The sequence below is a fragment of the Pseudomonas sp. NPDC087626 genome (genome assembly GCF_044743405.1).
In the GTDB taxonomy this organism is placed as follows: Bacteria; Pseudomonadota; Gammaproteobacteria; order Pseudomonadales; family Pseudomonadaceae; genus Aquipseudomonas.
Map to the genome: position 1 here is coordinate 144,546 of NZ_JBIUWJ010000003.1, position 25,282 is coordinate 169,827.

At 60.9% G+C, this 25,282-nt stretch carries 19 protein-coding genes; 11 read left to right on the top strand and 8 right to left on the bottom strand.

Going from position 1 to position 25,282, the window contains the following annotated elements:
- Positions 1-64: 64 nt before the first annotated feature.
- Positions 65-2,116, bottom strand: coding sequence for a methionine--tRNA ligase (gene metG / locus ACIOVD_RS04255; protein WP_095165897.1), 2,052 nt, complete (start codon positions 2,114-2,116; stop codon positions 65-67).
- A 167-nt stretch (positions 2,117-2,283) separates the two neighbouring features.
- Between metG and apbC the strand changes: the two genes are divergently transcribed.
- Positions 2,284-3,378, top strand: a complete 1,095-nt coding sequence (gene apbC / locus ACIOVD_RS04260) for an iron-sulfur cluster carrier protein ApbC (protein ID WP_095165895.1) — start codon at positions 2,284-2,286, stop codon at positions 3,376-3,378.
- Positions 3,379-3,499: 121 nt separating this feature from the next.
- On the opposite strand, the gene ACIOVD_RS04265 is transcribed toward apbC, so the two are convergent.
- Entirely contained in the window at positions 3,500-4,258 is a 759-nt protein-coding gene (locus ACIOVD_RS04265) for an SDR family oxidoreductase (RefSeq protein WP_095165893.1), read from the bottom strand.
- Positions 4,259-4,423: 165 nt separating this feature from the next.
- Here ACIOVD_RS04265 and ACIOVD_RS04270 point away from each other — a divergent pair, with 165 nt between their 5' ends.
- The 4 genes from ACIOVD_RS04270 to groL all read left to right on the top strand — a co-directional run bounded on the left by ACIOVD_RS04270 (position 4,424) and on the right by groL (position 7,934).
- Entirely contained in the window at positions 4,424-5,155 is a 732-nt protein-coding gene (locus tag ACIOVD_RS04270; RefSeq protein ID WP_095165891.1) for a HugZ family protein, read from the top strand.
- Positions 5,156-5,221: 66 nt separating this feature from the next.
- A complete protein-coding gene (locus ACIOVD_RS04275; protein ID WP_095165889.1) occupies positions 5,222-5,698 on the top strand; it encodes an FxsA family protein in 477 nt (158 codons plus the stop codon).
- Positions 5,699-5,944: 246 nt separating this feature from the next.
- Positions 5,945-6,238, top strand: coding sequence for a co-chaperone GroES (locus tag ACIOVD_RS04280; RefSeq protein ID WP_019827816.1), 294 nt, complete (start codon positions 5,945-5,947; stop codon positions 6,236-6,238).
- A gap of 52 nt (positions 6,239-6,290) precedes the next feature.
- A complete protein-coding gene (groL, locus tag ACIOVD_RS04285) occupies positions 6,291-7,934 on the top strand; it encodes a chaperonin GroEL (protein WP_095165887.1) in 1,644 nt (547 codons plus the stop codon).
- 80 nt (positions 7,935-8,014) lie between these two features.
- On the opposite strand, the gene ACIOVD_RS04290 is transcribed toward groL, so the two are convergent.
- Positions 8,015-8,758: a phosphatase PAP2 family protein gene (locus ACIOVD_RS04290; RefSeq protein WP_401126314.1), complete on the bottom strand. Its 744-nt coding sequence runs from the start codon at positions 8,756-8,758 to the stop codon at positions 8,015-8,017.
- A gap of 209 nt (positions 8,759-8,967) precedes the next feature.
- Here ACIOVD_RS04290 and colR point away from each other — a divergent pair, with 209 nt between their 5' ends.
- From colR to ACIOVD_RS04315, 5 genes are all read left to right on the top strand, one after another.
- Positions 8,968-9,651 carry a two-component system response regulator ColR gene (colR, locus tag ACIOVD_RS04295; RefSeq protein ID WP_027619748.1) on the top strand — a complete coding sequence of 228 codons (684 nt, stop codon included), beginning with the start codon at positions 8,968-8,970 and terminating at the stop codon, positions 9,649-9,651.
- On the top strand, positions 9,641-10,921 hold the full coding sequence (locus ACIOVD_RS04300) for a HAMP domain-containing sensor histidine kinase (protein WP_320332924.1): 1,281 nt from the start codon (positions 9,641-9,643) through the stop codon (positions 10,919-10,921). The genes colR and ACIOVD_RS04300 overlap by 11 nt, the downstream gene beginning before the upstream one ends.
- Positions 10,922-11,103: 182 nt before the next feature.
- Positions 11,104-11,772 (top strand): class I SAM-dependent methyltransferase, encoded by a 669-nt coding sequence (locus ACIOVD_RS04305; protein WP_095166136.1) that lies wholly within the window; start codon positions 11,104-11,106, stop codon positions 11,770-11,772.
- A gap of 4 nt (positions 11,773-11,776) precedes the next feature.
- Complete coding sequence (locus ACIOVD_RS04310) at positions 11,777-12,490, top strand: lipopolysaccharide kinase InaA family protein (protein ID WP_159997705.1); 714 nt, start codon at positions 11,777-11,779, stop codon at positions 12,488-12,490.
- A 2-nt stretch (positions 12,491-12,492) separates the two neighbouring features.
- Entirely contained in the window at positions 12,493-12,720 is a 228-nt protein-coding gene (locus tag ACIOVD_RS04315; RefSeq protein WP_095165880.1) for a hypothetical protein, read from the top strand.
- Positions 12,721-12,787: 67 nt separating this feature from the next.
- Here ACIOVD_RS04315 and ACIOVD_RS04320 read toward each other — a convergent pair whose 3' ends face one another.
- From ACIOVD_RS04320 to ACIOVD_RS04340, 5 genes are all read right to left on the bottom strand, one after another.
- A complete protein-coding gene (locus ACIOVD_RS04320) occupies positions 12,788-15,826 on the bottom strand; it encodes a multidrug efflux RND transporter permease subunit (protein WP_095165878.1) in 3,039 nt (1,012 codons plus the stop codon).
- 13 nt (positions 15,827-15,839) lie between these two features.
- Positions 15,840-16,991: an efflux RND transporter periplasmic adaptor subunit gene (locus ACIOVD_RS04325; RefSeq protein ID WP_401126318.1), complete on the bottom strand. Its 1,152-nt coding sequence runs from the start codon at positions 16,989-16,991 to the stop codon at positions 15,840-15,842.
- Positions 16,992-17,093: 102 nt separating this feature from the next.
- Entirely contained in the window at positions 17,094-18,191 is a 1,098-nt protein-coding gene (locus ACIOVD_RS04330) for a DUF1513 domain-containing protein (protein ID WP_095165875.1), read from the bottom strand.
- Positions 18,192-18,205: 14 nt separating this feature from the next.
- A complete protein-coding gene (locus tag ACIOVD_RS04335; RefSeq protein WP_095165873.1) occupies positions 18,206-19,270 on the bottom strand; it encodes an imelysin family protein in 1,065 nt (354 codons plus the stop codon).
- Positions 19,271-19,315: 45 nt separating this feature from the next.
- A complete protein-coding gene (locus ACIOVD_RS04340; RefSeq protein WP_401126321.1) occupies positions 19,316-20,743 on the bottom strand; it encodes a di-heme oxidoredictase family protein in 1,428 nt (475 codons plus the stop codon).
- 191 nt (positions 20,744-20,934) lie between these two features.
- On the opposite strand from ACIOVD_RS04340, the gene ACIOVD_RS04345 reads away from it, so the two are divergent.
- A complete protein-coding gene (locus tag ACIOVD_RS04345; protein WP_401126323.1) occupies positions 20,935-25,245 on the top strand; it encodes a dermonecrotic toxin domain-containing protein in 4,311 nt (1,436 codons plus the stop codon).
- Positions 25,246-25,282 lie beyond the last annotated feature (37 nt).

A 25,282-nucleotide genomic window follows, 5' to 3' on the forward strand; every position in this document is an offset into this window, starting at 1 on the left:
GGCAGATATGAAAATCCCACCGTCGCGGCATTGCGTGACGGTGGGATCGGTCCAGCCAGGCGGATTACTTGATGCGCTGCCCCGGCTTGGCGCCGCTGTCCGGGCTCAACAGGTAGATCTCTGCGCCGCCAGGACCGGCTGCCATGACCATGCCTTCGGAGATACCGAAGCGCATTTTACGTGGCTTGAGGTTGGCGATCATCATGGTCAGGCGACCTTCGAGCTTGGCCGGGTCCGGGTAGGCACTCTTGATGCCCGAGAACACGTTGCGTTGCTCATCACCGATGTCCAGGGTCAGGCGCAACAATTTGTCCGCACCTTCCACAGCTTCGGCCTTGAGGATCAGGGCGACGCGCAGGTCGACGGCGGCAAAGGCGTCGAACTCGATCTCGGCCGACAGTGGGTCCTTGGCCAGCTCACCGTTGCCTTGTGGGGCCGCGGTGCCGGTGTCGGTCTGGCTGGCCGCGAGGTCTTCTTTCGAAGCGTCGGTCATGGCCTGGACCTTGACCGGGTCGATCCGGGTCATCAGCGGCTTGAACTCGTTCAACTGATGGTTGGCGAGCAAGGTCGCGTGGTCGTTCCAGGTCAGCGGCGCGACGTTGAGGAACGCCTCGGCGTCGGCGGCCAGCAACGGCAGGACTGGCTTGAGGAAGATCACCAGTTGGCGGAACAGGTTGACGCCAGTGGCGCAGATCGCCTGGACTTCTTCCTGCTTGCCTTCCTGCTTGTTCAGCGACCACGGCGCCTTGTCGGCGATCCAGGCGTTGGCGCGGTCGGCCAAGCCCATGATTTCGCGCATGGCGCGGGCGAAGTCGCGGGCTTCATAGGCGTCGGCGATGCTCGGTGCAGCGGCCAGGAAGGCCTCGGTCAGCTCCGGCGCGGCGTTGGTGTCGACCAGCACGCCGGCATTGCCTTTGTGGATGAAACCGGCGCAGCGACTGGCAATGTTGACGACCTTGCCCACCAGGTCCGAATTGACCTTCTGCACGAAGTCTTCCAGGTTCAGGTCCAGGTCGTCGACACCACGGCCCAGCTTGGAGGCGTAGTAGTAACGCAGGTATTCCGGCGACAGGTGGTCCAGGTAGGTGCGGGCCTTGATGAAGGTGCCGCGCGATTTCGACATTTTCTGGCCGTTGACGGTCAGGTAGCCGTGCACGTTGATCCCGGTCGGCTTGCGGTAGCCCGCGCCCTCGAGCATGGCTGGCCAGAACAGGGCGTGGAAATTGACAATGTCCTTGCCGATGAAATGGTACAGCTCGGCGGTGGAGTCCTTGGCCCAGTACGCGTCGAAGTCCAGCTCGGGACGACGGGCACACAGGTTCTTGAAGCTCGCCATGTAGCCGATGGGGGCATCCAGCCAGACGTAGAAGTACTTGCCTGGCTCGTCTGGGATCTCGAAGCCGAAGTACGGCGCATCGCGGGAGATGTCCCACTGTTGCAGGCCGACATCCAGCCATTCGGCGATCTTGTTCGCTACAGCGTCCTGCAGGGTGCCGCTGCGGGTCCAGGTCTGGAGCATCTGCTGGAAGTCCGGCAGCTTGAAGAAGAAGTGCTGGGAGTCCTTGAGCACCGGGGTGGCGCCAGAGATCGCCGACTTCGGATCCTTCAGGTCGGTGGGCGCATAGGTGGCGCCGCATTTTTCGCAGTTGTCGCCGTACTGGTCTTCGGTGCCGCATTTCGGGCAGGTGCCCTTGATGAAGCGATCGGCCAGGAACATTTGCTTTTGCGGGTCGAAATACTGGGTGATCGAACGCGTGGCAATGTGCCCGGCGTCACGCAGCTTGAGGTAGATCTGGCTCGACAGCTCACGGTTTTCTTCGGCGTGAGTGGAGTGGAAATTGTCGAAGTCCACCAGGAACTCGGCAAAGTCGGCGCTGTGTTCGGCCTGGACGTTGGCGATCAGTTGTTCCGGGGTGATCCCCTCTTTTTCTGCCCGCAGCATGATGGCCGAACCGTGGGCGTCGTCCGCGCAGACGTAAGTGCATTGATTGCCGCGATGCTTCTGGAAGCGCACCCACATATCGGTCTGGATGTACTCAAGCATATGGCCAAGGTGGATTGAACCATTGGCATAGGGCAGGGCGCTGGTGACGAGGATCTTGCGTGGCTCGGACATGGGGCTCGGCTACTTGATGAAACGGAGGTCGGCCACTATAAAGCGCTGGCGCAGAATTTTCACCCCGTGTGGTTGTTTCCTCCGATGATTGAATAAGGGGGGCCGCGAAAAGATCAGAACAGGTAGGATAGTCGCCTGTTTTTCCAGACTTGTTATCGGAGTTGCCCATGAGCGCCGTCAATCGCGCAGCGGTGGAAGCCGTCCTTCGCCAGTACACCGACCCTTACCTGAACCAGGATCCGATCAGCGCCGGTTGCCTGCGCGGCATCGATATCCAGGGTGATCGCGTCAGCGTCCAGCTGGAACTGGGTTACGCCGCCGGCCTGTTCAAGAACGGCTGGGCACAGATGCTGCAGATGGCGATCGAAGGCCTGGACGGCGTGACGTCGGCCAAGGTCGAGATCACCACGCGGATTGCCGCGCACAAGGCCCAGGCACAGATCCCGGGCCTGGCCAACGTCAAGAACGTGGTGGCGGTGGCGTCCGGCAAGGGCGGGGTGGGCAAGTCCACCACGGCCGCGAACCTGGCCCTGGCCCTGGCCCGTGAAGGCGCCCGGGTGGGCATTCTCGATGCCGATATCTACGGCCCGAGCCAAGGCATCATGTTCGGTATCGCCGAGGGCACCCGGCCCAAGGTCAAGGACCAGAAATGGTTCGTGCCGATCGAGTCCCATGGGGTCGAGGTGATGTCCATGGCGTTCCTCACCGATGACAACACGCCGATGGTCTGGCGCGGGCCGATGGTCTCCGGTGCCCTGTTGCAATTGGTCACCCAGACCGCCTGGGGTGACCTGGACTACCTGGTGATCGACATGCCGCCAGGCACCGGTGACATTCAACTGACCCTGGCGCAGAAAGTCCCGGTGGCGGGCGCGGTGATTGTCACCACCCCCCAGGACCTGGCCCTGCTGGATGCGCGCAAAGGTGTCGAGATGTTCCGCAAGGTCAACATCCCGGTGCTGGGCGTGGTGGAAAACATGGCCGTGCACATCTGCTCCAACTGCGGTCATGCCGAGCATCTGTTCGGTGAGGGCGGTGGCGAGAAGCTCGCCAGCCAGTACGGCGTCGAACTGTTGGCGTCGTTGCCATTGTCGATGGTGATTCGCGAGCAGGCTGACGGTGGCAAACCAACCGTGATCGCCGAGCCGGACAGCCAGATCGCCATGGTCTACCAGGAGCTGGCACGTCACGTTGGCGCACGGATTGTATTGCAGGAAGCTTTGACGCCGGCGATGCCGAATATCAGCGTCAGCGACGACTAATAAGCTGAAATACGAATCCCTGTAGGAGCGAGCCTGCTCGCGATGGTGTATCAGTCGACACCGCGGTGCCTGACACACCTTCGCGAGCAGGCTCGCTCCTACAGTTGTTCTTTGTCGCGTCTTAGATCCGCAACCCGCCATCCATTTCCAGGATACGCCCGGTGTAGTAGTCATTTTCGAAGATATAGGCCGCCGAATGGGCGATCTCTTCGGGCTTGCCCATGCGCTTGAGTGGAATCCCTGCGGTCATTTTTTCCAGGGCTTCGGGCTTCATGCCCAGGGTCATTTCGGTTTCGATGAACCCCGGGGCGATGCCCGCGACACGGATGCCGTAGCGCGCCAACTCCCGCGCCCAGGTCACGGTGGCCGCGGCGACACCGGCCTTGGCGGCGGAGTAGTTGGTCTGGCCAACGTTGCCGGCGCGGGAAATCGACGAAATGTTGATGATCGCGCCGGATGATTTGAGCTCGATCATCTTCGCTGCCACCTCGCGGGTGCACAGGAACACGCCCGTCAGGTTGACGTCGATCACTGCCTGCCACTGGGCCAGGCTCATTTTGCTCATCTCGCCGTCCTTGACCTTGACCAGCAGGCCGTCACGCAGGATCCCGGCATTGTTGATCAGGCCATGGATCGCGCCGAAGTCTTCGGCCACCTGGCTCACCATGTGGCACACCTGCTCTTCATTGGCGACGTTGCACAGGTAGGCGCGGGCTTGGACACCGGCCGCCTGGCACGCGGCGACTGCCTGGTCGAGCTTGTCCTGGTTGAGATCGACCAGAGCCAGTTTCGCGCCCTTGGCGGCGAAATACTCGGCCATGGAACGGCCTAAACCCTGGCAACCGCCAGTGATAATGATTACTTTGTCAGTGAGTTGCATTCGCATGCCCCAGTTGCAGGTCGAAGTGGTTTCCTCGTCGAGGGCCTCCCGATCTGCGCCTGACGTGGCTAGGCTGCACATGAGAATTGCCCCCGATGGCATCGCTGGAACTTTCTCCAGGAGCCTGTCCGTTTTTTCGACGGATTCTATATAAGGAGTCATAAATTGAGCGTTGAAGCTGCCAAGCATGCCCGAGAATTGCTGCTCAAGGAATACCGTGGAGTGCTCTCGACCCTCTCCAAGGCGATGCCCGGTTTCCCGTTCGGCTCAGTGGTTCCTTACTGCCTGGACGAGCAGGGCCGGCCGCTGATCCTGATCAGCCGGATCGCCCAGCACACCCACAACCTGCAAAAAGACCCGAAATGCTCGCTGCTGGTGGGGGAGCGTGAGGCCGAGGACGTCCAGGCCGTTGGTCGCCTGACCTACCTGGCCGAGGCGCAAAAGCTCGAAGACCCGGCAGCGATCGAAGCAGCGGCGGGACGCTACTATCGTTATTTCCCGGACTCGGCCAATTACCACCAGGCCCATGACTTCGACTTCTGGGTGCTCAACCCGGTACGTCATCGCTACATCGGCGGTTTTGGCGCGATTCACTGGGTCGACCAGTTGACCCTGGCCAACCCCTTCGCCGGCAAGGCTGAAGTGAGCATGGTCGAGCACATGAACGCCGATCACGCCAAGGCCATCGCCCATTACGTGGAACTAGCCGGTTTGCCGAAGACCGCACCGGCAGAACTGGCGGGCATCGATACCGAAGGCATGCACCTGCGCATTGGCCAGGCGCTGTACTGGCTGCCGTTCCCGCAGGTCTGCAATACGCCGACACAAGTACGCGAAGCCTTGGTTTTACTGGCTCACGCCGAGCATTGGCCAACAAATGCAGTCAGCGAGGCTTGAAATCACGAAACGGCGACGTCATCTAAGGCTTACTTGCAAGGCATTCTTGCGTTGAGGAACCATTTGATGCGCCCTTTCTTATTGCTCTTTCTGCTGTTTCCGGTGCTGGAGCTGTTCGTATTCGTCAAGGTCAGCGCTGCTATCGGGTTTTTCCCGGCACTGCTGTTGATTATTCTCGGCTCGATGCTCGGCGTGTTCGTGCTGCGTATCGCCGGCCTGGCGACCGCATTGCGGGCCCGTGAAAGCCTGAACCGGGGCGAGTTGCCCGCGCAGACCATGATCGAAGGCCTGATGCTGGCCCTGGGTGGCGGTCTGTTGATCGTGCCGGGTTTTGTCAGCAGCGTGCTGGGCCTGATCATGATGCTGCCGCTGACCCGTCGCCTGCTGGCCAATAAAATGCGCCAGCGCGCCGAAGAGCAGGCGATTCGCCAGCGTGCCTTCGCCGACGACCTGCAACCGCGTGGCGGCCCGGTTCCGCGTGAGCCTTTGGGCCGCGAGCCGAACGTGATCGAAGGCGAGTTCGAACACCGCGACTCCAAGTAACTGCAACATCGACACGGCACCTGCGGGTGCCGTGTGCGTTTCGGCGGCCACTGAAGTAAAAAATTTCGCTGTGCTGCCCTTGTAATAAGCTTGCGCGCCCTTATGTAACGGTCACCGCAAGGTTTCTGGTGATGCTCACCAGACAGACTTCCGCGACTCACTCGATGAGTCGCAACCGGCACCGCCGGAAATTAACCCCGCCGGGACTACACCGGCCGCTGAAACTACAATTAGGAGAGATCGACAATGAAGCTTCGTCCTCTGCATGACCGCGTCGTCATCCGTCGCAGCGAAGAAGAAAAGAAAACCGCCGGCGGTATCGTTCTGCCAGGTTCGGCTGCTGAAAAAGCCAACAGCGGCGAGATCCTCGCTGTGGGTACCGGCCGCGTGCTGGACAACGGTGAAGTGCGTGCGCTGGCCGTGAAAGTGGGTGACAAGGTTGTGTTCGGCCCGTACTCGGGCAGCAACACCGTGAAAGTCGACGGCGAAGACCTGTTGGTAATGGCTGAGAACGAGATTCTCGCTGTTATCGAAGGCTAAGACCCCTCGTTCATTTTCCCGCGACTACTCAAGTATTTAAGGAATATCGATCATGGCTGCTAAAGAAGTTAAATTCGGCGATTCCGCCCGTAAGAAAATGCTCGCCGGTGTTAACGTCCTGGCTGACGCAGTAAAAGCGACCCTGGGCCCTAAAGGCCGTAACGTGATCATCGAGAAGAGCTTCGGCGCTCCGACCATCACCAAGGACGGCGTTTCCGTTGCCAAAGAAATCGAGCTGAAAGATCGCTTCGAAAACATGGGCGCGCAGCTGGTCAAAGACGTTGCCTCCCGTGCCAACGATGACGCAGGCGACGGCACCACTACCGCTACCGTTCTGGCTCAATCGATCGTCAACGAAGGCCTGAAAGCCGTCGCTGCCGGCATGAACCCGATGGACCTCAAGCGCGGTATCGACAAAGCGACCATCGCGATCGTCAAAGAGCTGAAGTCCCTGTCCAAGCCTTGCGCTGACACCAAGGCCATCGCTCAGGTCGGCACCATCTCGGCCAACTCCGACAGCTCCATCGGCGACATCATTGCCGAAGCCATGGAAAAAGTCGGTAAAGAAGGCGTGATCACCGTTGAAGAAGGCTCGGGCCTGGAAAACGAACTGTCGGTTGTTGAAGGCATGCAGTTCGACCGTGGCTACCTGTCCCCGTACTTCGTCAACAAGCCAGAGACCATGACTGCCGAGCTGGACGGTCCGCTGATCCTGCTGGTCGACAAAAAGATCTCGAACATCCGCGAAATGCTGCCAGTCCTGGAAGCCGTTGCCAAAGCCGGCCGTCCACTGCTGATCGTGGCCGAAGACGTTGAAGGCGAAGCCCTGGCGACTCTGGTTGTGAACAACATGCGTGGCATCGTTAAAGTCGCAGCCGTCAAGGCTCCAGGCTTCGGCGACCGTCGCAAGGCCATGCTGCAGGACATCGCCGTCCTGACCGGCGGTACCGTTATCTCCGAAGAGATCGGTCTGAGCCTGGAAAGCACTACCCTGGAACACCTGGGTAATGCCAAGCGCGTGATCCTGTCCAAAGAAAACACCACCGTGATCGACGGCGCTGGCGTTGAGGCTGACATCCAGGCTCGCGTTCTGCAGATCCGCCAGCAAGTGGCTGACACTTCGTCCGACTACGACCGTGAAAAACTGCAAGAGCGCCTGGCCAAGCTGTCCGGCGGCGTTGCAGTGATCAAGGTTGGCGCTGGCTCCGAAGTTGAAATGAAAGAGAAGAAAGCCCGCGTTGAAGACGCCCTGCACGCTACCCGTGCAGCCGTTGAAGAAGGCGTGGTACCTGGCGGTGGCGTGGCACTGGTTCGCGCCCTGCAAGCCATCAGCGAACTGAAAGGCGACAACGCCGATCAGGACGTCGGTATCGCTCTGCTGCGTCGCGCCGTTGAAGCACCACTGCGCCAGATCGTTGCCAACTCCGGCGACGAGCCAAGCGTAGTAGTCGACAAGGTCAAGCAAGGCTCGGGTAACTTCGGTTACAACGCAGCGACCGGCGAATACGGCGACATGATCGAAATGGGTATCCTGGACCCGGCCAAAGTGACTCGTTCGGCTCTGCAAGCGGCTTCGTCGATTGCCAGCCTGATGATCACCACCGAAGCCATGATCGCTGAGATCAAGGAAGACGCACCAGCTGGCGGCGGTATGCCAGACATGGGCGGTATGGGCGGCATGGGCGGCATGATGTAAGCCAGCCTTACCCCGTACGAGCTACACCTGTAAAAAACCCCGCCTGCGCAAGCCGGCGGGGTTTTTTATTGCCCCTCTTATCAGGCGTTGACGGCCTGGGCCTTGCCGGCCGGCTCGACCTTGCTCGCCGGTCGATACAGCACGTAGTAATACGCGCCCAGGCAAATCAGCCAGCAAAACACCGCCGTCCATACGTTGTGCGAGAAAAAGTGTGCGCCCTGCATCATGCGGCTGACGGAAAATACCGTGCCCAGCCCAAACGCAAAGAGAAAGGCCGCGCGGGCCAGTTTCGGGCGCCGGTCGCGCAACACGAAAAACAGCGCAAACAAGGCAAACCCGGTGGCTGCATGACCGCCGGGCCAGCAACGTCCCGGTTTGTCAGTGGCTGGGCGTGGGCTGAGCAGTTCGCTGTAGGTTTCCTTGCCACCGAACTCCTTCAGGCTCCACGGGCACTGTACGGCGGTCACGGCCTTGACCGGCGTGACAAACGCCGTGGCCAGGCCCAGCGACAGCACCAGGCAGCCCAGTTCGCGCTTGAACGGCTTGAGCCGAGCGACGAAGAACGAACCGGCAAACCCGATCACCGCCAGCACCGAGAAGGCGATGACCACTTGCTTGGCCCGGTCATGCAGGATGTTTTCCAGGAAGTAGCTGTGGCGACCGATAAACCCTCCAGCGTCGGGGTCGTAGAACAGTTGGGCCAGGCTCATGTCCAGGGACGTCAGCTCAAGCAGCAGCAGAGCGGTCGCCACGACGGCGGGGATCCCCAGGCAGAGCCATGCATTCAAGGGGCGGGAGGCGGGGCGCGAAAGGGTCAGTGACATCGGGCGATCCTGAGGGTGTGGATTGGTCCAGCAGCAAGCAGCGCAGCAGTCTGGGCCCGCTCGCGTAGGCCTGGTGTGAATAGCGGGTGAAAAATTCGTGAGTGGTTTTTGCCCGAGTTTGCCCCGGCAGACAACTCTGGCCCTGAACCCCGCTTGGCCTTAAGCTGCGCGAGCCAAGACGGCCGTTACTGTGTACGGAGCAAATACCCATGCGAATTCTATTGGTTGAAGACAACCGCGATATCCTTGCCAACCTGGCGGATTACCTGGGGCTCAAAGGCTATACCGTGGATTGCGCGCAGGACGGCTTGTCGGGTCTGCACCTGGCGGCCACCGAGCATTACGACCTGATCGTGCTCGACATCATGCTGCCCGGCATCGACGGCTACACCCTGTGCAAGCGCCTGCGCGAAGATGCCCGGCGTGATACTCCGGTGATCATGCTCACCGCCCGTGACCAATTGGATGACCGGCTGCAGGGCTTCAAGTCCGGCGCCGACGACTACCTGATCAAACCCTTTGCCCTGTCCGAACTGGCCGCGCGCATCGAAGCAGTGATGCGCCGCACCCAGGGCGGGGGGCGGCGTGCCTTGCAGGTCGGCGACCTCAGTTATGACCTGGACACGCTCGAAGTTACCCGCGAAGGGCGCCTGCTGAAACTCAACCCGGTCGGCCTCAAGCTGCTGGCGGTGCTGATGCAGAAGAGCCCCCATGTGCTGCGCCGCGAAATTCTCGAAGAAGCCTTGTGGGGCGATGATTGCCCGGACAGCGACAGCCTGCGCAGTCATGTCCACCAGTTGCGCCAGGTGATCGACAAACCGTTTGCCAAGCCGTTGCTGCAGACCGTGCATGGTGTCGGTTATCGCTTGGCCGAGGGACGTGATGGAGTTTAGACAGAGCCTTGCCCAGCGGATCATCATCGCCTTTGCGCTGATGAGTGCGCTGGTGGCGGGGGCATTTGCCATGGGCATCGTGGCCACCGTGCACCTGGTCGAAGAAAAACTGATTTCCGCCGGCCTCGGAGGCGACCTCCAGCGTTTGCTGTTGATGGACAACATGTCCGAGTGGAGCCACCGGCCGGAGCCCGACCAGTTGTTCTATTTCAGTGGCGGCCCGGGTGACTTCGAATTACCCAAGGACTTGCGCCACTTGGATGCGGGTTTCCACGAAGTGTTTCGCGAGCATTTGTCGTACCACGCGATGGTGGAAATCGTCGACGGCCGGCATTACGTGCTGCTGCAGGACCAGAGCGATTTCGAGGAACGCGAGCGCGTGCTGTTTGCCGTGGTGCTGGTCGGCTTCGTATTGAGCCTGGCGCTGGCGGTGTTCCTCGGCTGGGTCCTGGCGCGCAAGGTGATGGCGCCGGTGGTGCGCCTGGCCCGTCAGGTCCGGCACCGCGATCAACTGCTTGGCCTGGCCCCACCCCTGGCCCCGGACTATGCCGCCGATGAAGTCGGCGAGTTGGCAGTGGCCTTCGATGCCACCTTGGGCCGGCTGCGTAAGGCATTGAACCGCGAGCGATTGTTTACCAGCGACGTCAGCCATGAGCTGCGCACACCTTTGATGGTCCTCGCCAGTTCCTGCGAACTGCTGCTGGAAAACCCCGGTATCGACCAGCGCGGTCGCGCCCAGGTCGAGCGCATTGCACGTGCCTGCGAGGAGATGCGCGAGCTGGTCCAGACCTTCCTGATGCTCGCCCGGGCCCAGCATGAAGCAGCAGGCATGTCGCCGCAGGTGACCTTGCAGCAGGTGGCCGAGGATCTGCTCGGCTTGTGGCGCGAGCCTATTGAAGCCAAGGGCCTGCAATTGATCCATGAACCCGGCCAGCCGCTGCCGATGCGCTACAACGCGACTTTGCTGCACGCAGTCATGGGTAACCTGTTGCGTAATGCGCTGCACTACACCGACAGCGGTTTTATCCGCCTGACCCTGCTGCCCAACGGGTTCCTGGTGGAGGACAGCGGGGTGGGCATTCCCGAGGAAAAACGCGAGGCGATGTTCGAGCCCTTTGTCCGTGGCACGGAAAATCGCGGCGAAGGCCTGGGACTGGGCCTGTCGCTGGTACAGCGAATTTGTGAAAACCAGGGCTGGAGCGTCAGCCTCACTACCCGAGAGCCGAGCGGTTGCCGGTTCCAGGTCGAACTGTGCCGGATGAGCGACTGAGGCCCTGCGGCGGCGGGGTCTGTAGGCTTTTTCTTACGTTGGCGTGGGTGCATACTGAAATCGAAGGTGTAAAATTCTGTAATACTTAAGGGCTTTTCCTAACGAAATTTTCACAACTGGATGACCTGAAACTCACACCCTGCTCCCTAAGGTGGCTGTCATCAGTTCTGGAGACATTGATGATGGACGACCCGATCAAACTCGAATTTTCCGAGAAGTACGACGACGAACACGCCCAGCGTTATCTGCGCAAGCACAAGGACGGTCTTGGCCGTCAACTGTCGCACAAGCGTGATTTGCAACTGGCGCGCACCGCACTCAAGCGTGTCGGTGAGCCGGGCCTGGTCCTTGACCTGCCCTGTGGTGCCGGTCGTTTCTGGCCGATGCTGGCGGAAAAATCCAACCGGGTGATCATTGGTGCCGACAACTCTGCCTCGATGGTCAAGATCGCCACCCAGGCCCAACCGGCCAATGTGGTGGAACGGGTACGACCTTTGCAGACCTCTGCATTCGACATCGCGCTGCCCGACAATTCCGTAGACAGCATTTTCTGCATGCGTTTGCTTCACCACATCGGCGAGGCCGAGCATCGCCTGGCTATCTTGCGCGAATTCCAGCGGGTCACCCGTGACAGCGTCATCCTGTCGTTGTGGGTCGACGGCAATTTCAAGGCCTGGAAACGTAAGCGTGCTGAAAAAGAACGTGCGCAGGAGGGTTACCAGAACCGCTTTGTGTTACCGGCCGCTACGGTAGAAGCCGAATTTGAGCAAGCCGGTTTCCGTGTTCAGGAACATTTGGACTTCATTCCGCTCTACGCCATGTGGCGCGTTTATATTTTGCGAAAGAGGTAACAGCATGGCAGTTCAACAGGTTTCGGATGCGCAGGACGCGCCTGAAGATCGCTTTGATTACTTCTGGAGCCAGCGTGGCGAATGGGTAGAAGAACCCAACGTCCGGCGTGGTGGGGAAAGTGGCGTCCAACGTATCCATGCACCTAATGGCCAACTGCTGTATGCCAAGCGCCAGACCGGGCATATCTACCGTAGCTGGTTGCACCCTTTCGGGCGCCCTACTGTGCTGCGCGAGCTGGATGCGCTGACGGGGCTGCACAAACTCAACGTGCGGGTACCGCAGATCGTCTTCTGTGGTGCGCAGCGCGATCCGGTGCATCAGTGGCGAGCGCTGCTGGTGACTCAGTCACTGGACGGCTTTGTCGAGATCGAAGACTGGTACGCCAGTGGCGGTCGCGAACGTCACGGCGAGGCCTTCCATGAGCAGGTTCTGCAGGACCTCGCGCAGAACCTGGCGCGCATGCACAAGGGGCGTTGGCAACACAGCTGCTTGTACATCAAGCACATTTTTGTCCGGGTGACCGGTGAGGGGCCAACGGCCAAGGCCGAGATCGCACTGCTGGATCTGGAGAAGTGCCGACAGCGTCTGTTGAGCACCCAGGCGGCGGCTCACGACATGAAGCAGTTGCGTCGCCACTCGTCGTGGAACGCGGCAGATTGGGACAAACTCGTCTATTTTTATAAGACGGCGTTTGGCAGCGCTATCAAAGGTTTATAGCGATGAAACTAGAAATTGCTCGAGGTTTGTTTCTAATAGGAGCCTTGGCAGTTGCTTCATTGGCGGTGGCGGCTTGGGAGCAGCCCCGCACGCAGGTCCTCAGTGCTGCGCATGGTGACGCGCATTGCCCATTGCCACGGGTGGCGAAAGCCACCGCGGCAGTCCATCCCGATAATGATCTGCTGTTGTTCATGTTCGGCATGGCCCAGGGAATGAGACCGCAAAGTTGAAAACGATGAAGCCCAAATAAAAGGCCTCGCAATTGCGAGGCCTTTTTTATGTGTGTCTGATTCCCGCTCACGTGGGTTCGGGGGCCTTGTCCGGTTTGGCCAGCAGGGTGTAGACGCAGGGCAGCACAAACAGGGTGAACAGGGTGCCGATGGACATCCCGGTGGCAATCACCATACCGATATCAAACCGGCTGACGGCCCCGGCACCTGTGGCAATGATCAACGGCAGCATGCCGAACACCATGGCCGCGGTGGTCATCAGTACCGGACGCAGGCGGATAGCGGCGGCTTCCTCGACCGCCTCGCGTGGTGACAGGCCCTTGTCCTTGCGCAACTGGTTGGCAAATTCGACGATCAGGATCCCGTGCTTGCTGATCAGCCCGATCAGGGTCACCAGCCCCACCTGGGTATAGATGTTCATGCTCGACCAGCCCAGGAACAGCGGGATCAACGCACCGCAGATCGACAGCGGCACGGTCACCAGGATCACCAGCGGATCGCGGAAGCTCTCGAACTGCGCAGCCAGCACCAGGAAAATGATCGCCAGCGCCAGGGCAAAGGTCACCCACAACGCACTGCCTTCCTGCACGAACTGGCGGGAGGCGCCGGCGTAATCGAACGCATAGCCCGGCGGCGCTTCTTCCAGGGCGATCTGGTGCACGGTTTCAATCGCCTCGCCCATGCTGACCACCGGGAAGCCCGAGAGGATCGCCGAGTTCAGTTGCTGGAACTGGTTCAGTTGCCGCGGACGGGCCCGGTCCTTGACCGTGATCAGGGTCGACAGGGCAAGCAGTTCGCCCTGGGCATTCTTCACGTAATAGTTGTTCAGCCAGTCCGGGTTATCGCGATAGGCCCGCTCCACTTGGGCGATCACCTTGTAGCTGCGACCTTCGATGGTGAACCGGTTGATTTCAGCCTCGGCCAGCAAGGTCGCCAAGGTCGTGCCCAGGTCGAGCATGGACACGCCCATCTGGGCGGCCTTGGCGCGGTCGATGTCGACCACCACTTCCGGCTTGTCGAAGGCCAGGTCGATATCGACGAAGGCGAACTTGCCGGACTCCAGCGCGCGTTTTTTCACCCGGTCGACCACCGCCAGCAGCGACTCGTAGTCATTGGCGGTGTTGATCACGAACTGGAAGGGCAAGCCTTCCCCGGTGCCGGGCAGCGAGGGCAGGTTAAAACCGAAGATCTGCAGCCCGGGGATGCGTGACAGCTTGCTCTGGACCTCCGGCAGGATCTCCATCTGGGTCCGGCTGCGCTCGTTCCATGGCTTGAGCAGGAAGCCGCCGATCCCCGATTGCACGCCGTTGAAGCCGTTGATCTGGAAGGAGGAGTAGTACTCGGGGAACTCTTTGAAAATGGTGATGAATTCGTCGGTATAGGAATTCAGGTACTCGAGGTTGGTCGGCTGCGGGGCATTGGCCATCATGAAAATGATGCCCTGGTCTTCGTCCGGCGCCAGTTCCGACTTGCTGAACTTGAGCAACACCGGAATCAGGCACAGCACGATCACCGCGAACACCAGCACCACCGGCCGGGTGTTGAGGGTGCCGTGCAACATGCTCTGGTAACGCCGCTTGAGCCTGTCGAACAACTGGTCGAGGCGGTGGGCCAGCCCGGACGGGTTCGGATCGTGGCGCAGGAGCAGGGCGCACATCATGGGCGACAGGGTCAGGGCGACGATGCCGGAGATCACCACGGCGCCCGCCAGGGTCAGGGCGAACTCCTTGAACAGCGCCCCGGTCAGACCCGTCAGGAAACCGATCGGCGCATACACGGCGGCCAGGGTGATGGTCATCGAGACCACCGGCATGGCGATTTCCCGCGCGCCTTCGAGCGCAGCGTCCAGCGGGGTCTTGCCTTCCTCGATATGGCGATGGATGTTCTCCACCACGACGATGGCGTCATCCACCACCAGGCCGATGGCCAGCACCATGGCCAGCAGGGTCAGCAGGTTGATCGAGTAGCCCATCAGTTGCATGAAGAACATCACGCCGATCATCGACAGCGGAATGGTCACCACCGGGATCACCACCGAACGCAAGGCACCGAGGAACAGGAACACCACGACAATCACGATCAGTACGGCTTCGAACAGGGTTTTCACCACCTCGTCGATCGAAGCCTGGATAAACAGCGTGGCGTCGTAGGCGATTTCCGCCTTGAGGTTGGGCGGTAGCTGGGACTCCAGCTCCGGCATCAGCTTGCGCACCTCCTTGATCACGTCCAGCGGGTTGGCCCCGGGTGTTGGCTTGATCCCGATGTACACCGAGGGCGTGCCGCCGAACGAACTGATGGTGTCGTAGTTCTCCGCGCCCATTTCCACGCGGGCCACGTCGCTGAGCAGCACCCGGCTGTCGCCATCGACTTTCAGCGGGATCTGGCCGAAGGCTTCGGCGGTTTTCAGTTCGGTGTTGGCGTTGACGCTGGTGACCACGTACTCGCCCTTGACCTCACCGGCGGCCGACAGAAAGTTGTACTGGCGCACCGCGCTGGTCACGTCGCTGGCGCTCAGGCCAAAACCGGCAAGCTTGACCGGGTCTAGCCACAGGCGCATGGCAAAGACCTGGTTGCCGAGGATTTCGGCTTCAGCCATGCCGGGCAGGGTCGCGAGCTTGGGCTGGATCACACGCGACAGATAGTCGGTGATCTGCGGGTTATTCAATTCCTTGCTGAAGAAGCTGATGTACATCAGTACCGAGGCGTCCGCCGCCTCCTTGCTCAGCACCGGGTCTTCGGCGTCTTGTGGCAGCTTGTTCTTGACCTCGTTGGCCTTGGCCAGCAACTCGGTGAACAACCGGTCGCTGTTGGAGCCGATGCGCGCGTAGATCGAGATCACCGAGAAGTTCTGGCGGCTGACCGAGGTCATGTAGTCGATGCCTTCGGCACTGGCCAGGCTCTGTTGCAGGGGCTGGGTGATGTAGCCCTGGATGGTCTCGGCGTTGGCCCCGGGGTACGCGGTGGTGACCGTGATCAGCGCGTTCTCCATCTGTGGATACTGGCGCAGCGGCAGCTTGCTCCAGGCCTGGAAGCCCAGCAGCACGATCAACAGGCTGACCACGGTAGCGAGCACCGGGCGACGGATGAACGGGTCGGTAAAAGCCATGGGGATTCCTTGATCAGTCAGCGCGTGGCTGGCTGTTCTGTTCGGCCGGCAGGTTTTTGTCCGGGCTGATGACGATGTGCATGCCGTTTTCGAGTTTGATCTGCCCGGCGCTGATGACCTGCTCGCCGTCCTTCACGCCTTTGTTGATCAGAACCAGGCCATCCCGGCGTTCGCCGGTTTCGATGAACCGCCGTTCGGCGACCAGCACTGGCTTGTCCTCGTGGTCTTTTTCGAGATTGCCCTCGGCGTCCTTTTTCTGCGCGACGACGTACAGCGAGTTGCCATACAGGGTGTAGGTCACTGCACTTTCCGGGACCACGATTTTTGCCTCCGGGTCCGGCATCAGCACCTGCAGGCTGGCGAACATGCCCGGCAGCAATTTGCCATCGGGGTTGGCCAGGGTGGCGCGCACCAGCACGTTACGGGTGCTGTTCTCGACCTTGGGGTTGATGGCGCTGATGGTGCCGGGGAAGGTCTGTCCGGTGTAGGCGGAGACGCCAACGTTGACTGGCTGGCCCTTGGCGATCTTCGGCAGCACCTGTTCCGGTACGTAGAAGTCCACATACAGGCTGCTGAGGTCTTGCAGGGTGGCGATCACCGTGCCGCTGGCGAGATAGTCGCCGACGTCGACCTGGCGAATGCCGATGGTGCCGCTGAAGGGCGCGACAATGTGCTTTTTCGCCAGCGAGGCCTTGAGTTGATTGACCGTGGCCTTGTTCTTGGCCAGTTGCGCGCTGAGGCGGTCGAACTCACCCTTGGAAATAGCGCTGCTGCCCACCAGTTGGCTGCCGCGGCCGTAGTCCAGTTGCGCCAGGCCGAGGTCGGCCTTGGCGGTCTCCAGCAGGGCGCTTTCGACGGCGCTGTCGAGCTGGATGAGCGGCTGCCCGACCTTGACCTGTTGCCCGGATTGGAACTGCACGTCGGTAACGGTACCGGCGACCTCCAGGCTCAGGTCGACCCCCTGCAGCGCCTTGAGGGTGCCCACGGTGGGCAGGCGAACCTGCCACGGACGTTCGCTGGCGCTGGCCACGGCGACGCTCTCCGGCGGCTTTGGCGCAGCGAAGGTCTGGATCATCTGATAGATGGAGAAGGCCTTGTAGCCCCCCAGCATCAGCACGATCAACAGCACAACCCCCAACATGATCAGCATGCGGCGACGCAGCATATTCCACTTCCTTGGAAAAAAATCAGGCGAGACAGGCGGCACATTACTCCCTGTGTGCCTGTGATTCCATATGTGTCGGGTCAGCCCTGACCGCTGTAGGCATCAGACCAAATGCAAATGGTTGTCCCAGAGCCCTGCCGGCAATTCCAGGGGCTGGGCCATCAGCGGTGCCTTGCGGCAATCATAAAAACGGCAACGACCCTGGCCCGAGGTCACGACAAAACCATCGGCTACCGCGCCGACCCCGGCGCAATCGGGCAGCGGGGCATCAAGCTGCACTTCGCCGCTGTCCAGGTCCCAGATGAAAAACCGGTTGCCCCGTGGCGCGGTCAACGCCACCAGGCGCAGTTCACTGTGGACCGCGACACTGGCGGTGTAGTGCCCCATGGCTTGCAACTGGTGCTCATCGACCGGGAAGGCGACGAAGGGCTGGCCGGGACGCTTGATGGCCAGCAGTTCGGACGACTCGTGGGCGGCGCCCATGAATTGCTGGCCAGTGACGATGGTGCCATCGCTGGCGATGCCCATATGCCGCACGCTGTTCATCTGCTGGGCCAGGGTTTCCTTGCTCAGCAGGGTGCCGTCGCGCTGCATCAGCACCAGGCTGGGTGCCATGGCGTCGAGGTTCATTTCGACCCGGCTTTCGGCCTCGGTGCGAATCCCGCCGTTGGCCACCACCAGGGTTTCACCGTCGGGCATCCAGGAGACCTGGTGCGGGCCGATGCCATGGGTGGAAATCTCGCCGCTGTGCACCAGGCGCTCGCCCTCGAAACGGTACACTCCGAGCAGGCCGCGGCCCGGGTCGGTGGTGTCGTTTTCGGTGGCGTACAGCCACTCGCCATCCTTGTGGATTACCGCGTGGCCGTAGAAGTGCCGGTTCGCTTGCGAAACCACGGTTTGCAGCAACCTGCCGTCGCGCAGGTCCACCAGGTAGCTTTCGGTCCCCGGTCGCCGGGCGACGAACAGGGCGATCGGCAGCTCGGGGTGATTGATGATGTCGTGGCAGCGCTGGCCGACTTCGGTGGCGAACACTCGAGTGCCGTCCAGCCGATAGCCGACGGCGTAGTGCTTGCCGTCACTGTCATCGCGGGCTGAAAGCAGCAAAGGGCCGTGGTCCTTTTGCTTGAACAGCTTCCAGCCGCCCAGCGTCACCGCGCCCAGCAACAAACTGCCGAAAGTCAGAGCCTGGCGTCGCAGCATGGAGCTAACCCTCATCAGTCACCGTCGTTGGCGTTGAAGCCCAGTTGGATGCCCAGCGCCTTGGCCAGTTCGCCTTCGTGCAGGCGATGGACGACGTTGAGGCTGTCGTAGAGATCGTTGAGTTGCTGGCGGCCGGCATCGTCACCGAGCATTTCGGTCAGCGAGCTCTGGTTGCTGTCGAACAGCTTCAGCGACGCGGCATAGGCGGCGTCGATCTTGTCTGCCAACGGCTTTTGCTCGGCGGGCAGCAGGCCACGCAGGCCTTTGTTGTCGACACCAACCCAGACGGTTTGTGCGGCGCTGAGGCTGGCCCGCAGGCTAGGCAGCGACGACTGGCTACGCCAGGCATCAGCCTGGAACGGTTGGGGAATGCCCTTGGTCTGGCGGCCCATTGGCGTGCCGAGTTTTTTCTTCAGGGTATCCAGCGCAGTCACTTGGGCGCGCAGCAGGTCGGCGATGGCTTCGTGGGAGTCCGCGTACCGCTGGTTGGGGAACTTGGTCATCTGCGCCAGCATGCCGTCGGTGCTGTTCCAGCTGGCGAGGATTTCTTCGGCCAGCAGTTTCTGCCGTTCGCCAATGGCGGTCAGCAGCGGGCAGTAGCGGGCTTTCTGCGCGGCGTCGGCAACGTTGCTCTTGGCGTCGAACAGAATGTACTCATAGGCCGACAGGCCCTGGACCACCACGCTGGATTTAGCCAGTGCCGCGGCATCGATCTGCGGCTGGGCGCTAAGCAATTGCTCGACCTGGCGTCCGACCAGGTTCTTCTTGTCCGGCCAGAACTGGATCTGCCAGGAGCGGTTGCCCTCGGCCAGCGGACCGACCAGCAACGGCTGCAGTTCGGCCCAGGCTTTTTGTGCGTGGAGGAAGTCGGCGCGGGCGGTGGCCAGGTCAGACTTGCCTTCGCAGTAGGACAGGGCGCTGACCGCCAATTGGCGATCGGCGTCGACCCAACGGCTGTAGGTCGGCAGGATCACTTGCTTGGCGATGGCCGCCGAGGTGACCGCTTGTGGGTCCTGGGGCGCGCAGGCGCCGAGGGCGAGGGCGGCAAGGCTGGTGAACAACAACTTGGGACGAAACATGTCGGGCTCCCTATGTGTATGGGGCAAAGCAAATGGGATAGGCGTTCAAAGCGAATTCAAAAAGGCCAGCAGCGACGCGCGCTGCTCGGCACTGAAAGCTAAAACCTGTTGCTGCGCCGCTGAAGCTTCCCCACCGTGCCAGAGCACGGCTTCGAGCAGGTTGCGGGCGCGGCCGTCATGCAGGAACTGGGTGTGGCCGCTGACCGTCTGCGTCAGGCCAACGCCCCACAGTGGCGGGGTGCGCCAGTCGCGACCGGAGGCCTGGAACTCGGTACGGTTATCCGCCAGGCCTTCACCCATGTCATGCAGCAGCAGATCGCTGTAGGGGCGAATCACTTGATTGGCCAACTCGGGTTCGGCGGCAGTGGCGGCGGTGGTGAATTTGGGTGTGTGGCACGACTGGCAGCCGGCCTGGAAAAACAGGTTCTTGCCGGCCAGCACCTGGGCATCGTTGACGTCGCGGCGGGCCGGTACGCCGAGGTTGCGGCTGTAGAACAGCACCAGGCGCAGGATGTTGTCGCTGACTTCCGGCTCGCCATCGGGGCCATTGCCGTTGGGCGCGTGCAAGCAGTCGGTCTGGGTTGCGGTGCAGTCATCGAAAGGCCTGAGGCTGGTGGTCAGGCCCATATCACCAGAAAACGCGTGAATATTTTGTTGATTGAGATTCGGTTGCCCGGCTTTCCAGCCAAAACGCCCCAGCACGGTTTTTTGCTGCGCGTCGTCCCAGACCAGGTTCGGCCGGCCCTTGATGCCGTCACGGTTGTTGTCCTGCGGATCGGCATTGGCCAGGATCGCCGCATCGGGGATGGCTTCCAGCAGACCGAGGCCGATCATCGGCGGGGCCACCCGCGCGGAAAACCGTGTGTCCGGGTGCATCGGGCCATAGCCCAGTTGGCTGATCTGCAGGCTGGGCTTGCGCAGTTCGACGGTGCTGCCGTCCTTGAATTGCACCACCACCGGGGTGTATTCGACCCGGACCTTGCCTTCCGGTGTGACACCGGGGACCGCCATGTCCTGGAACTGCCCACCGTAGACCGGCTCGGGGACTACTCCGACCTGCTCGATCAGCTTGGCGTAGGCCGGCGCATCGGGAATCGACAGGCGCACCAGCATCGAGACCGAGTTCTCGGCATCCGGCGCCGGAGGGTGGCCACGACCGTCCTTGATGTGGCAATTCTGGCAGCCGTTGGTATTGAACAGCGGGCCCAGGCCGTCACGGGCGGTGGTCGTCGAGGGGGCGGTGACCCACGGGCTGCGGAAAAAGCTGTTGCCGACACTGAAATCCAGCCGCCTTGTCGGCGAGAGATTGGCCGATGGCAGGGAAAACGCGTTCTGGTCGCTCTTGCGCACGGTTGCTGCGCCCCCGGAGCGGGCTTCACCGGGTTCTGCCTCGGTAAACCGCGGGGCGTCATCGCAGGCACTCAGGCCCAGGGCCAGTAGCAGTGCAGACAAGCGAAGAGGCAGCGAGGGCATCGGTTATCCAGAAAGGCGAGCAAAACAGGGCGCAAAGTCTAACAGGGCAGGGGAATTTGAATAAGAGGAATTATCGTTTGGTTGCTTGGGGGAGTGCCCGACCTCGTCGGACAACGCCGTACATATGCACCCCCCAAGGGATTTATCGAAGGGGCAGGATGCAGAACACTCCGTCACCGTAGAGTTTCCCCATGCTGAATGAATACGTACCGCCTTCCCTCCTCAACGAGCAGTTGAACTCCCGAGACAGCGCTGGGCAGTCCAGTTTGCGCCAGCAACTATCGGATCTGGACGTCCAGGTCACTGAGCGCTTTCAGACACAGCCGGTTTTCCATGGGTTCGTGCAGCACCACTTCGATCAGGACTTTGCCGAACTGGCGTCCCCTCTGGATCTTCGGCACAGCTATGTCCAGTCCCGAGAAAAAACGCCCACGACATCCTCGGCTACTGATGACGCGCAGCCGCTGTCACTGATGCCCAGTCTGATGGATGCTGCCGTGCAGCGCATCGTCAGTGGTGAGGCGGCGAGTTATGCCAGTCGGCAGACCGACTTCTACCATGTGCCCAAGGCCGGTGGCGCCACTGAACGCTTTTCGGCGCTCAAGGCCCAGGCATTCGATGGGTTTCTCGATCGATTGGCCGACGGGTTGCTGGTGCAATACCCCTTGTATCTGCAGCGCTACTGGGACACGCCTTTGAGCCCCACAGACAACCGAACCCACAAACAGTGGCTGGAGGAGGTCAGGCTCACGCATCTGAAAACCGAGTTTGAGCTGCTCAGGTGCGATGAGCTCCTCAGCCCCAACGCGCAAACGCTGTTCGACAAACTGCTGCGTTATCCGGATGCCGCGGCCCGCCAGGCGCTGCCGGGCTATCGTCCGTGTGTCTATGGTTTGGCACTCAAACAGGGCGAGGCACCTGCGATCCAGATGCAGGGCGCCTTTATCCTCACTTCGCGTAACCCGCAGGACTCGCAGACCGGTTGGGAGATCGATGCCCGCGCGCCTGCGGTTCGACCCATCGAACCGACTGCAAACGTCGGGTGGGTGCTGTTGTTCTCCCAAATGCAGGGCTTTGAAGAGTTCGACTCGCTGGCCAGCCTTGATCGTGAGTTGCACCGTCGCCTGGGGCACGGCGTCGAGTTCGCCAGCTTGCTGGAGATGATTGCCGACAACGATCACGAGCGCGTACTGGCCCTGCATCGTGTTGCGCCGGTTGGCGACCAGATGCTTTATCTGGAGCGACTGGACTCGCCTTTCACATTCGGCATCGAGTCGCAGTGCCGGTTGATCCAGCAAAATGTTGCCTCGACCATCGCCCGCTACCAGGCGATGGGTATCCACGCCGAGATGGCCAACTTGCCTCGTGCGCTGGACCGAGTGACCGATTTGCGGCGCGCGTTCACGATCGATGCGGTACTGCAGGCCAGGAACAAAAAGCGTACGCAGGCACGACTGCGGGCTTTTCTCGCGGGAGCCTCGGTCGTCGACAAAGAGGCCTGGGCATCGGCGTTCACCCTCTATGGCCAGACGCTGGCCAATTTGTCGGACAGCGAAGGACTGCCTTCCTTCAGTCAGTTCAGCGACCGGCGCTCGCTGTTGGCGTACAGCAATCGACAACTGCGCGTGGCGCTTGAGTCTGAACACGGATTGACGGTGAACCCGGATGACATCCTCGTCACCACTCGGGAGCCCGATGTGCCGCCAGTGACGTATGCGCCGGGTGCACCTGCGTCCACCATCCGCGAGCCTGGGGGGGCGCAACGCAGATACCGTTCGCGGACCCTGACAGAGCTGGCCCTGGAGAATGTCGGGGGCCTGGACTTCAATTTCAGCAATTACTCTACGCTGAACGTGAAAGCCTCGAGCGGTGCGACGCCCAGCCGCATTACGCCGTCACCGAATATCAATCCCGCCGCGGGATTGCCCACCTATGACGGTTTGACGGTCGAACAAGTCAAAGACTTGGTGCGCAACCTGAATGTCGGCCAATCCTATCAAGATTTTTTGCAAGCCAACCTGATCACTTCCACGCAGGCTGCACTGCACAAACAGACTTTTGCCCGACTCATGGCCCAGCAACTGCGCCTGGATGCCATCGAAGCCAAGATCAACGGTGATTTTTTACCGGATCGACTGGCGCGTGGATTCAATTGGGTGACCGTGGTGCTGGATCACCCTGTCGACAACGATCAGCGTGCTCCGGTCGAAGACCACCGGATTATCGTGCAGCACTTGAAGCTGCGTGGTCAGTTGGTTCGCGGCGTGTTGCTGTTTTGCACGTCGACCGCCGGCAGCGGCACCATTGTCGTGTATACGCCCCAGGCACCAGACGGGCGGGTGTTTCGGGAGTACCCCCGGGAGCACCTGATGAGAGACTTCATTCATAACAGCCAGTGGCGCGAATACCTGGTCGGGCGAGTGGAGTTGGCGTTCCAGCCCCAGGTCCGGGCTTCAGTGCAAGGGCGGGGGGATGTCTCCACGGTCAGCCTTGCGCGGATCGCGGATAACTTCTTCGAGGTGGGGTATGAAATTGAAGTCAGTTTCGCGATCAATGACGCGGCAGCCCAGACCACCACCACCGGGCAAACTGATATCGAGACCGGTCTGACGGTTGCTGGTATCGCGCTTGATGTGGTGACCATGGTTTTGCCGATCCGCGTAACACTGCCTATCGGCCTGGCCAGGAGTCTGTTTTCGCTTTTTAACGCCGTTGATGCGGCGAAAATCGCAGATCGGGAAGGTGTCGCCCATCACGTTGTCCGGGCATTGGGAGAGTTCGCCGGCGCTCTGGTGGATGGCGCAGTCGGGAAGGGGCTTGCAGGTGCCACACCCAAAGCGGTCCCAAGGCTGGCTTCAGGGGCGCGAAGATTGAATCCGCAAATGGCCCTGGGTAAAAAACCGCAGGCCCTCAGCCCGCTCCCCGGATGGGAGGGAAAAGGCATTTATTACAAGCTCTCGCCAGTCGATGGAGTCAAGCAGTACTTCCTCAATGACGGCCAACATTGGTACTCGATCCTGGATGAGGGATTTGAGCAAGCATGGCGTGTCAGGGATGCCCGCAAGCCGGTTCAGTACCACTATTCTCCGATCCGCCGGGATCGGGCTGGACAGTGGGAAATCGGCACGCACCCGGATGCGCCCGCCTTGGGAGGTTTTTCACCGGAGCGCGCACTCAGGGACCTTTATCCATTTCTTGACGAGTTCCAGGCCCGGCGTGTGTTTGAGTCCTTCGCGTTTCCTCCTGGGCGCGAAATCGAGTTCAGATTGAGCCTGGTTCATTACTTACGCACAGGGGGGGCGTTAGGCATTTTCGACACCTACCTGATCGTGAGCCCCGCGCGATTCCAGATGCGCCTCAGAGGTCTGGATTGGGCGAATGCATGGAGTGGCGGTGGTATTGTTGATCCGGCTGCTCGACCCATCGCCGTCGAGCCAGTCCCAGGCCCAAGTCGTCCACGTCCGGTAGAACCGATTCCTGGGCCAAACCAACCGGTGGTCGTGCCGTCACGCCCAGCCAGGCCTGCCAGCGAGCAGTTTGTCGATTGGGGGCAAACCCTGGATCCGGCTCATGTTCAGTTACAAGACCCGCAGATGGGCATCTATCGGCGTATCGGTGGCGATCCGCAATGGATCGGGCGTGACTACGTCAAGATTGATGAGCGCTATTTCCCTGTTCTACCTTCAGGCGCCGCGATCAATACCGGTGTCGTGCTGATGCATGATCCACAGATGCCCACCAACAGCTTTGTGGCGTTCGAGCGGATGCTCAGTACTGATCTCTACAGGCAGCCAAGATTGGCGACGTTCGAGCAATCACTGTCTCGATGGATGCATTCAATTGAGTTGCCTTTCATCAAATCACTGGTCGCTTATGTGGCGGACGCGTTCCCGACATTCACGTCAATCTCTCAGACGCAGGTTGCCAACATGCTGTTCAACCTGGGCAATCCTACAGGCCTGACGGCCTGGGGGATTGCCGCCCTCCAGCGCACACTGCAGGGCTGGCGCTCTTTATCAGCCCAGGCGCTGCCTATGTTGGGCGAGCCGCTGTCCTTGCTCCCGATCACCCGCAAGACCGCAGGTGCATGGCGACTCGAAACCTTTCCCGACTTGTACCACCGCCTGAATTTCAGTACGGATGGCGTCCCAGTGCTGATGCATGAGGCGGTGGTCTCGGGGACCGAAAGAGCGCTGAAGACGCTGATGGTCGAGCGGCTGGTGGGCAGCCGTTACGAAATGGTCGCGGGGTTCAACCAGCCGTCCGAACTGCTGTTCAGGCGTGCGGGCAGCGATCAGTTGTTTTGGATGACGTTGCGTAGAGCGTTGGGCGAGGTGGTTGAGGGCCCCCATGATGTGACACTGAGAGTTGACCTGATGGAGCCAGCGACTCGAACCCTGGTCAGCCAGGCGCAAGCCAGCAACCACTTGGTACAGTTGATCGGCGGCATTCATCTGCCGGCGGTGGGTGCCCAGGCGAATATCTTTATTTTCCGGATCTGATCGGGCTCTACGTCGATCATGGTCGTGCACCTTAAAA

Coding starts and splice junctions, on each gene's coding strand:
- metG (WP_095165897.1), bottom strand. CDS start 2,116: ATGTCCGAGCCACGCAAGATCCTCGTCACCAGCGCCCTGCCCTATGCC.
- apbC (WP_095165895.1), top strand. CDS start 2,284: ATGAGCGCCGTCAATCGCGCAGCGGTGGAAGCCGTCCTTCGCCAGTAC.
- ACIOVD_RS04265 (WP_095165893.1), bottom strand. CDS start 4,258: ATGCAACTCACTGACAAAGTAATCATTATCACTGGCGGTTGCCAGGGT.
- ACIOVD_RS04275 (WP_095165889.1), top strand. CDS start 5,222: ATGCGCCCTTTCTTATTGCTCTTTCTGCTGTTTCCGGTGCTGGAGCTG.
- ACIOVD_RS04280 (WP_019827816.1), top strand. CDS start 5,945: ATGAAGCTTCGTCCTCTGCATGACCGCGTCGTCATCCGTCGCAGCGAA.
- groL (WP_095165887.1), top strand. CDS start 6,291: ATGGCTGCTAAAGAAGTTAAATTCGGCGATTCCGCCCGTAAGAAAATG.
- ACIOVD_RS04290 (WP_401126314.1), bottom strand. CDS start 8,758: ATGTCACTGACCCTTTCGCGCCCCGCCTCCCGCCCCTTGAATGCATGG.
- colR (WP_027619748.1), top strand. CDS start 8,968: ATGCGAATTCTATTGGTTGAAGACAACCGCGATATCCTTGCCAACCTG.
- ACIOVD_RS04300 (WP_320332924.1), top strand. CDS start 9,641: ATGGAGTTTAGACAGAGCCTTGCCCAGCGGATCATCATCGCCTTTGCG.
- ACIOVD_RS04305 (WP_095166136.1), top strand. CDS start 11,104: ATGGACGACCCGATCAAACTCGAATTTTCCGAGAAGTACGACGACGAA.
- ACIOVD_RS04310 (WP_159997705.1), top strand. CDS start 11,777: ATGGCAGTTCAACAGGTTTCGGATGCGCAGGACGCGCCTGAAGATCGC.
- ACIOVD_RS04315 (WP_095165880.1), top strand. CDS start 12,493: ATGAAACTAGAAATTGCTCGAGGTTTGTTTCTAATAGGAGCCTTGGCA.
- ACIOVD_RS04320 (WP_095165878.1), bottom strand. CDS start 15,826: ATGGCTTTTACCGACCCGTTCATCCGTCGCCCGGTGCTCGCTACCGTG.
- ACIOVD_RS04325 (WP_401126318.1), bottom strand. CDS start 16,991: ATGCTGCGTCGCCGCATGCTGATCATGTTGGGGGTTGTGCTGTTGATC.
- ACIOVD_RS04330 (WP_095165875.1), bottom strand. CDS start 18,191: ATGCTGCGACGCCAGGCTCTGACTTTCGGCAGTTTGTTGCTGGGCGCG.
- ACIOVD_RS04335 (WP_095165873.1), bottom strand. CDS start 19,270: ATGTTTCGTCCCAAGTTGTTGTTCACCAGCCTTGCCGCCCTCGCCCTC.
- ACIOVD_RS04340 (WP_401126321.1), bottom strand. CDS start 20,743: ATGCCCTCGCTGCCTCTTCGCTTGTCTGCACTGCTACTGGCCCTGGGC.
- ACIOVD_RS04345 (WP_401126323.1), top strand. CDS start 20,935: ATGCTGAATGAATACGTACCGCCTTCCCTCCTCAACGAGCAGTTGAAC.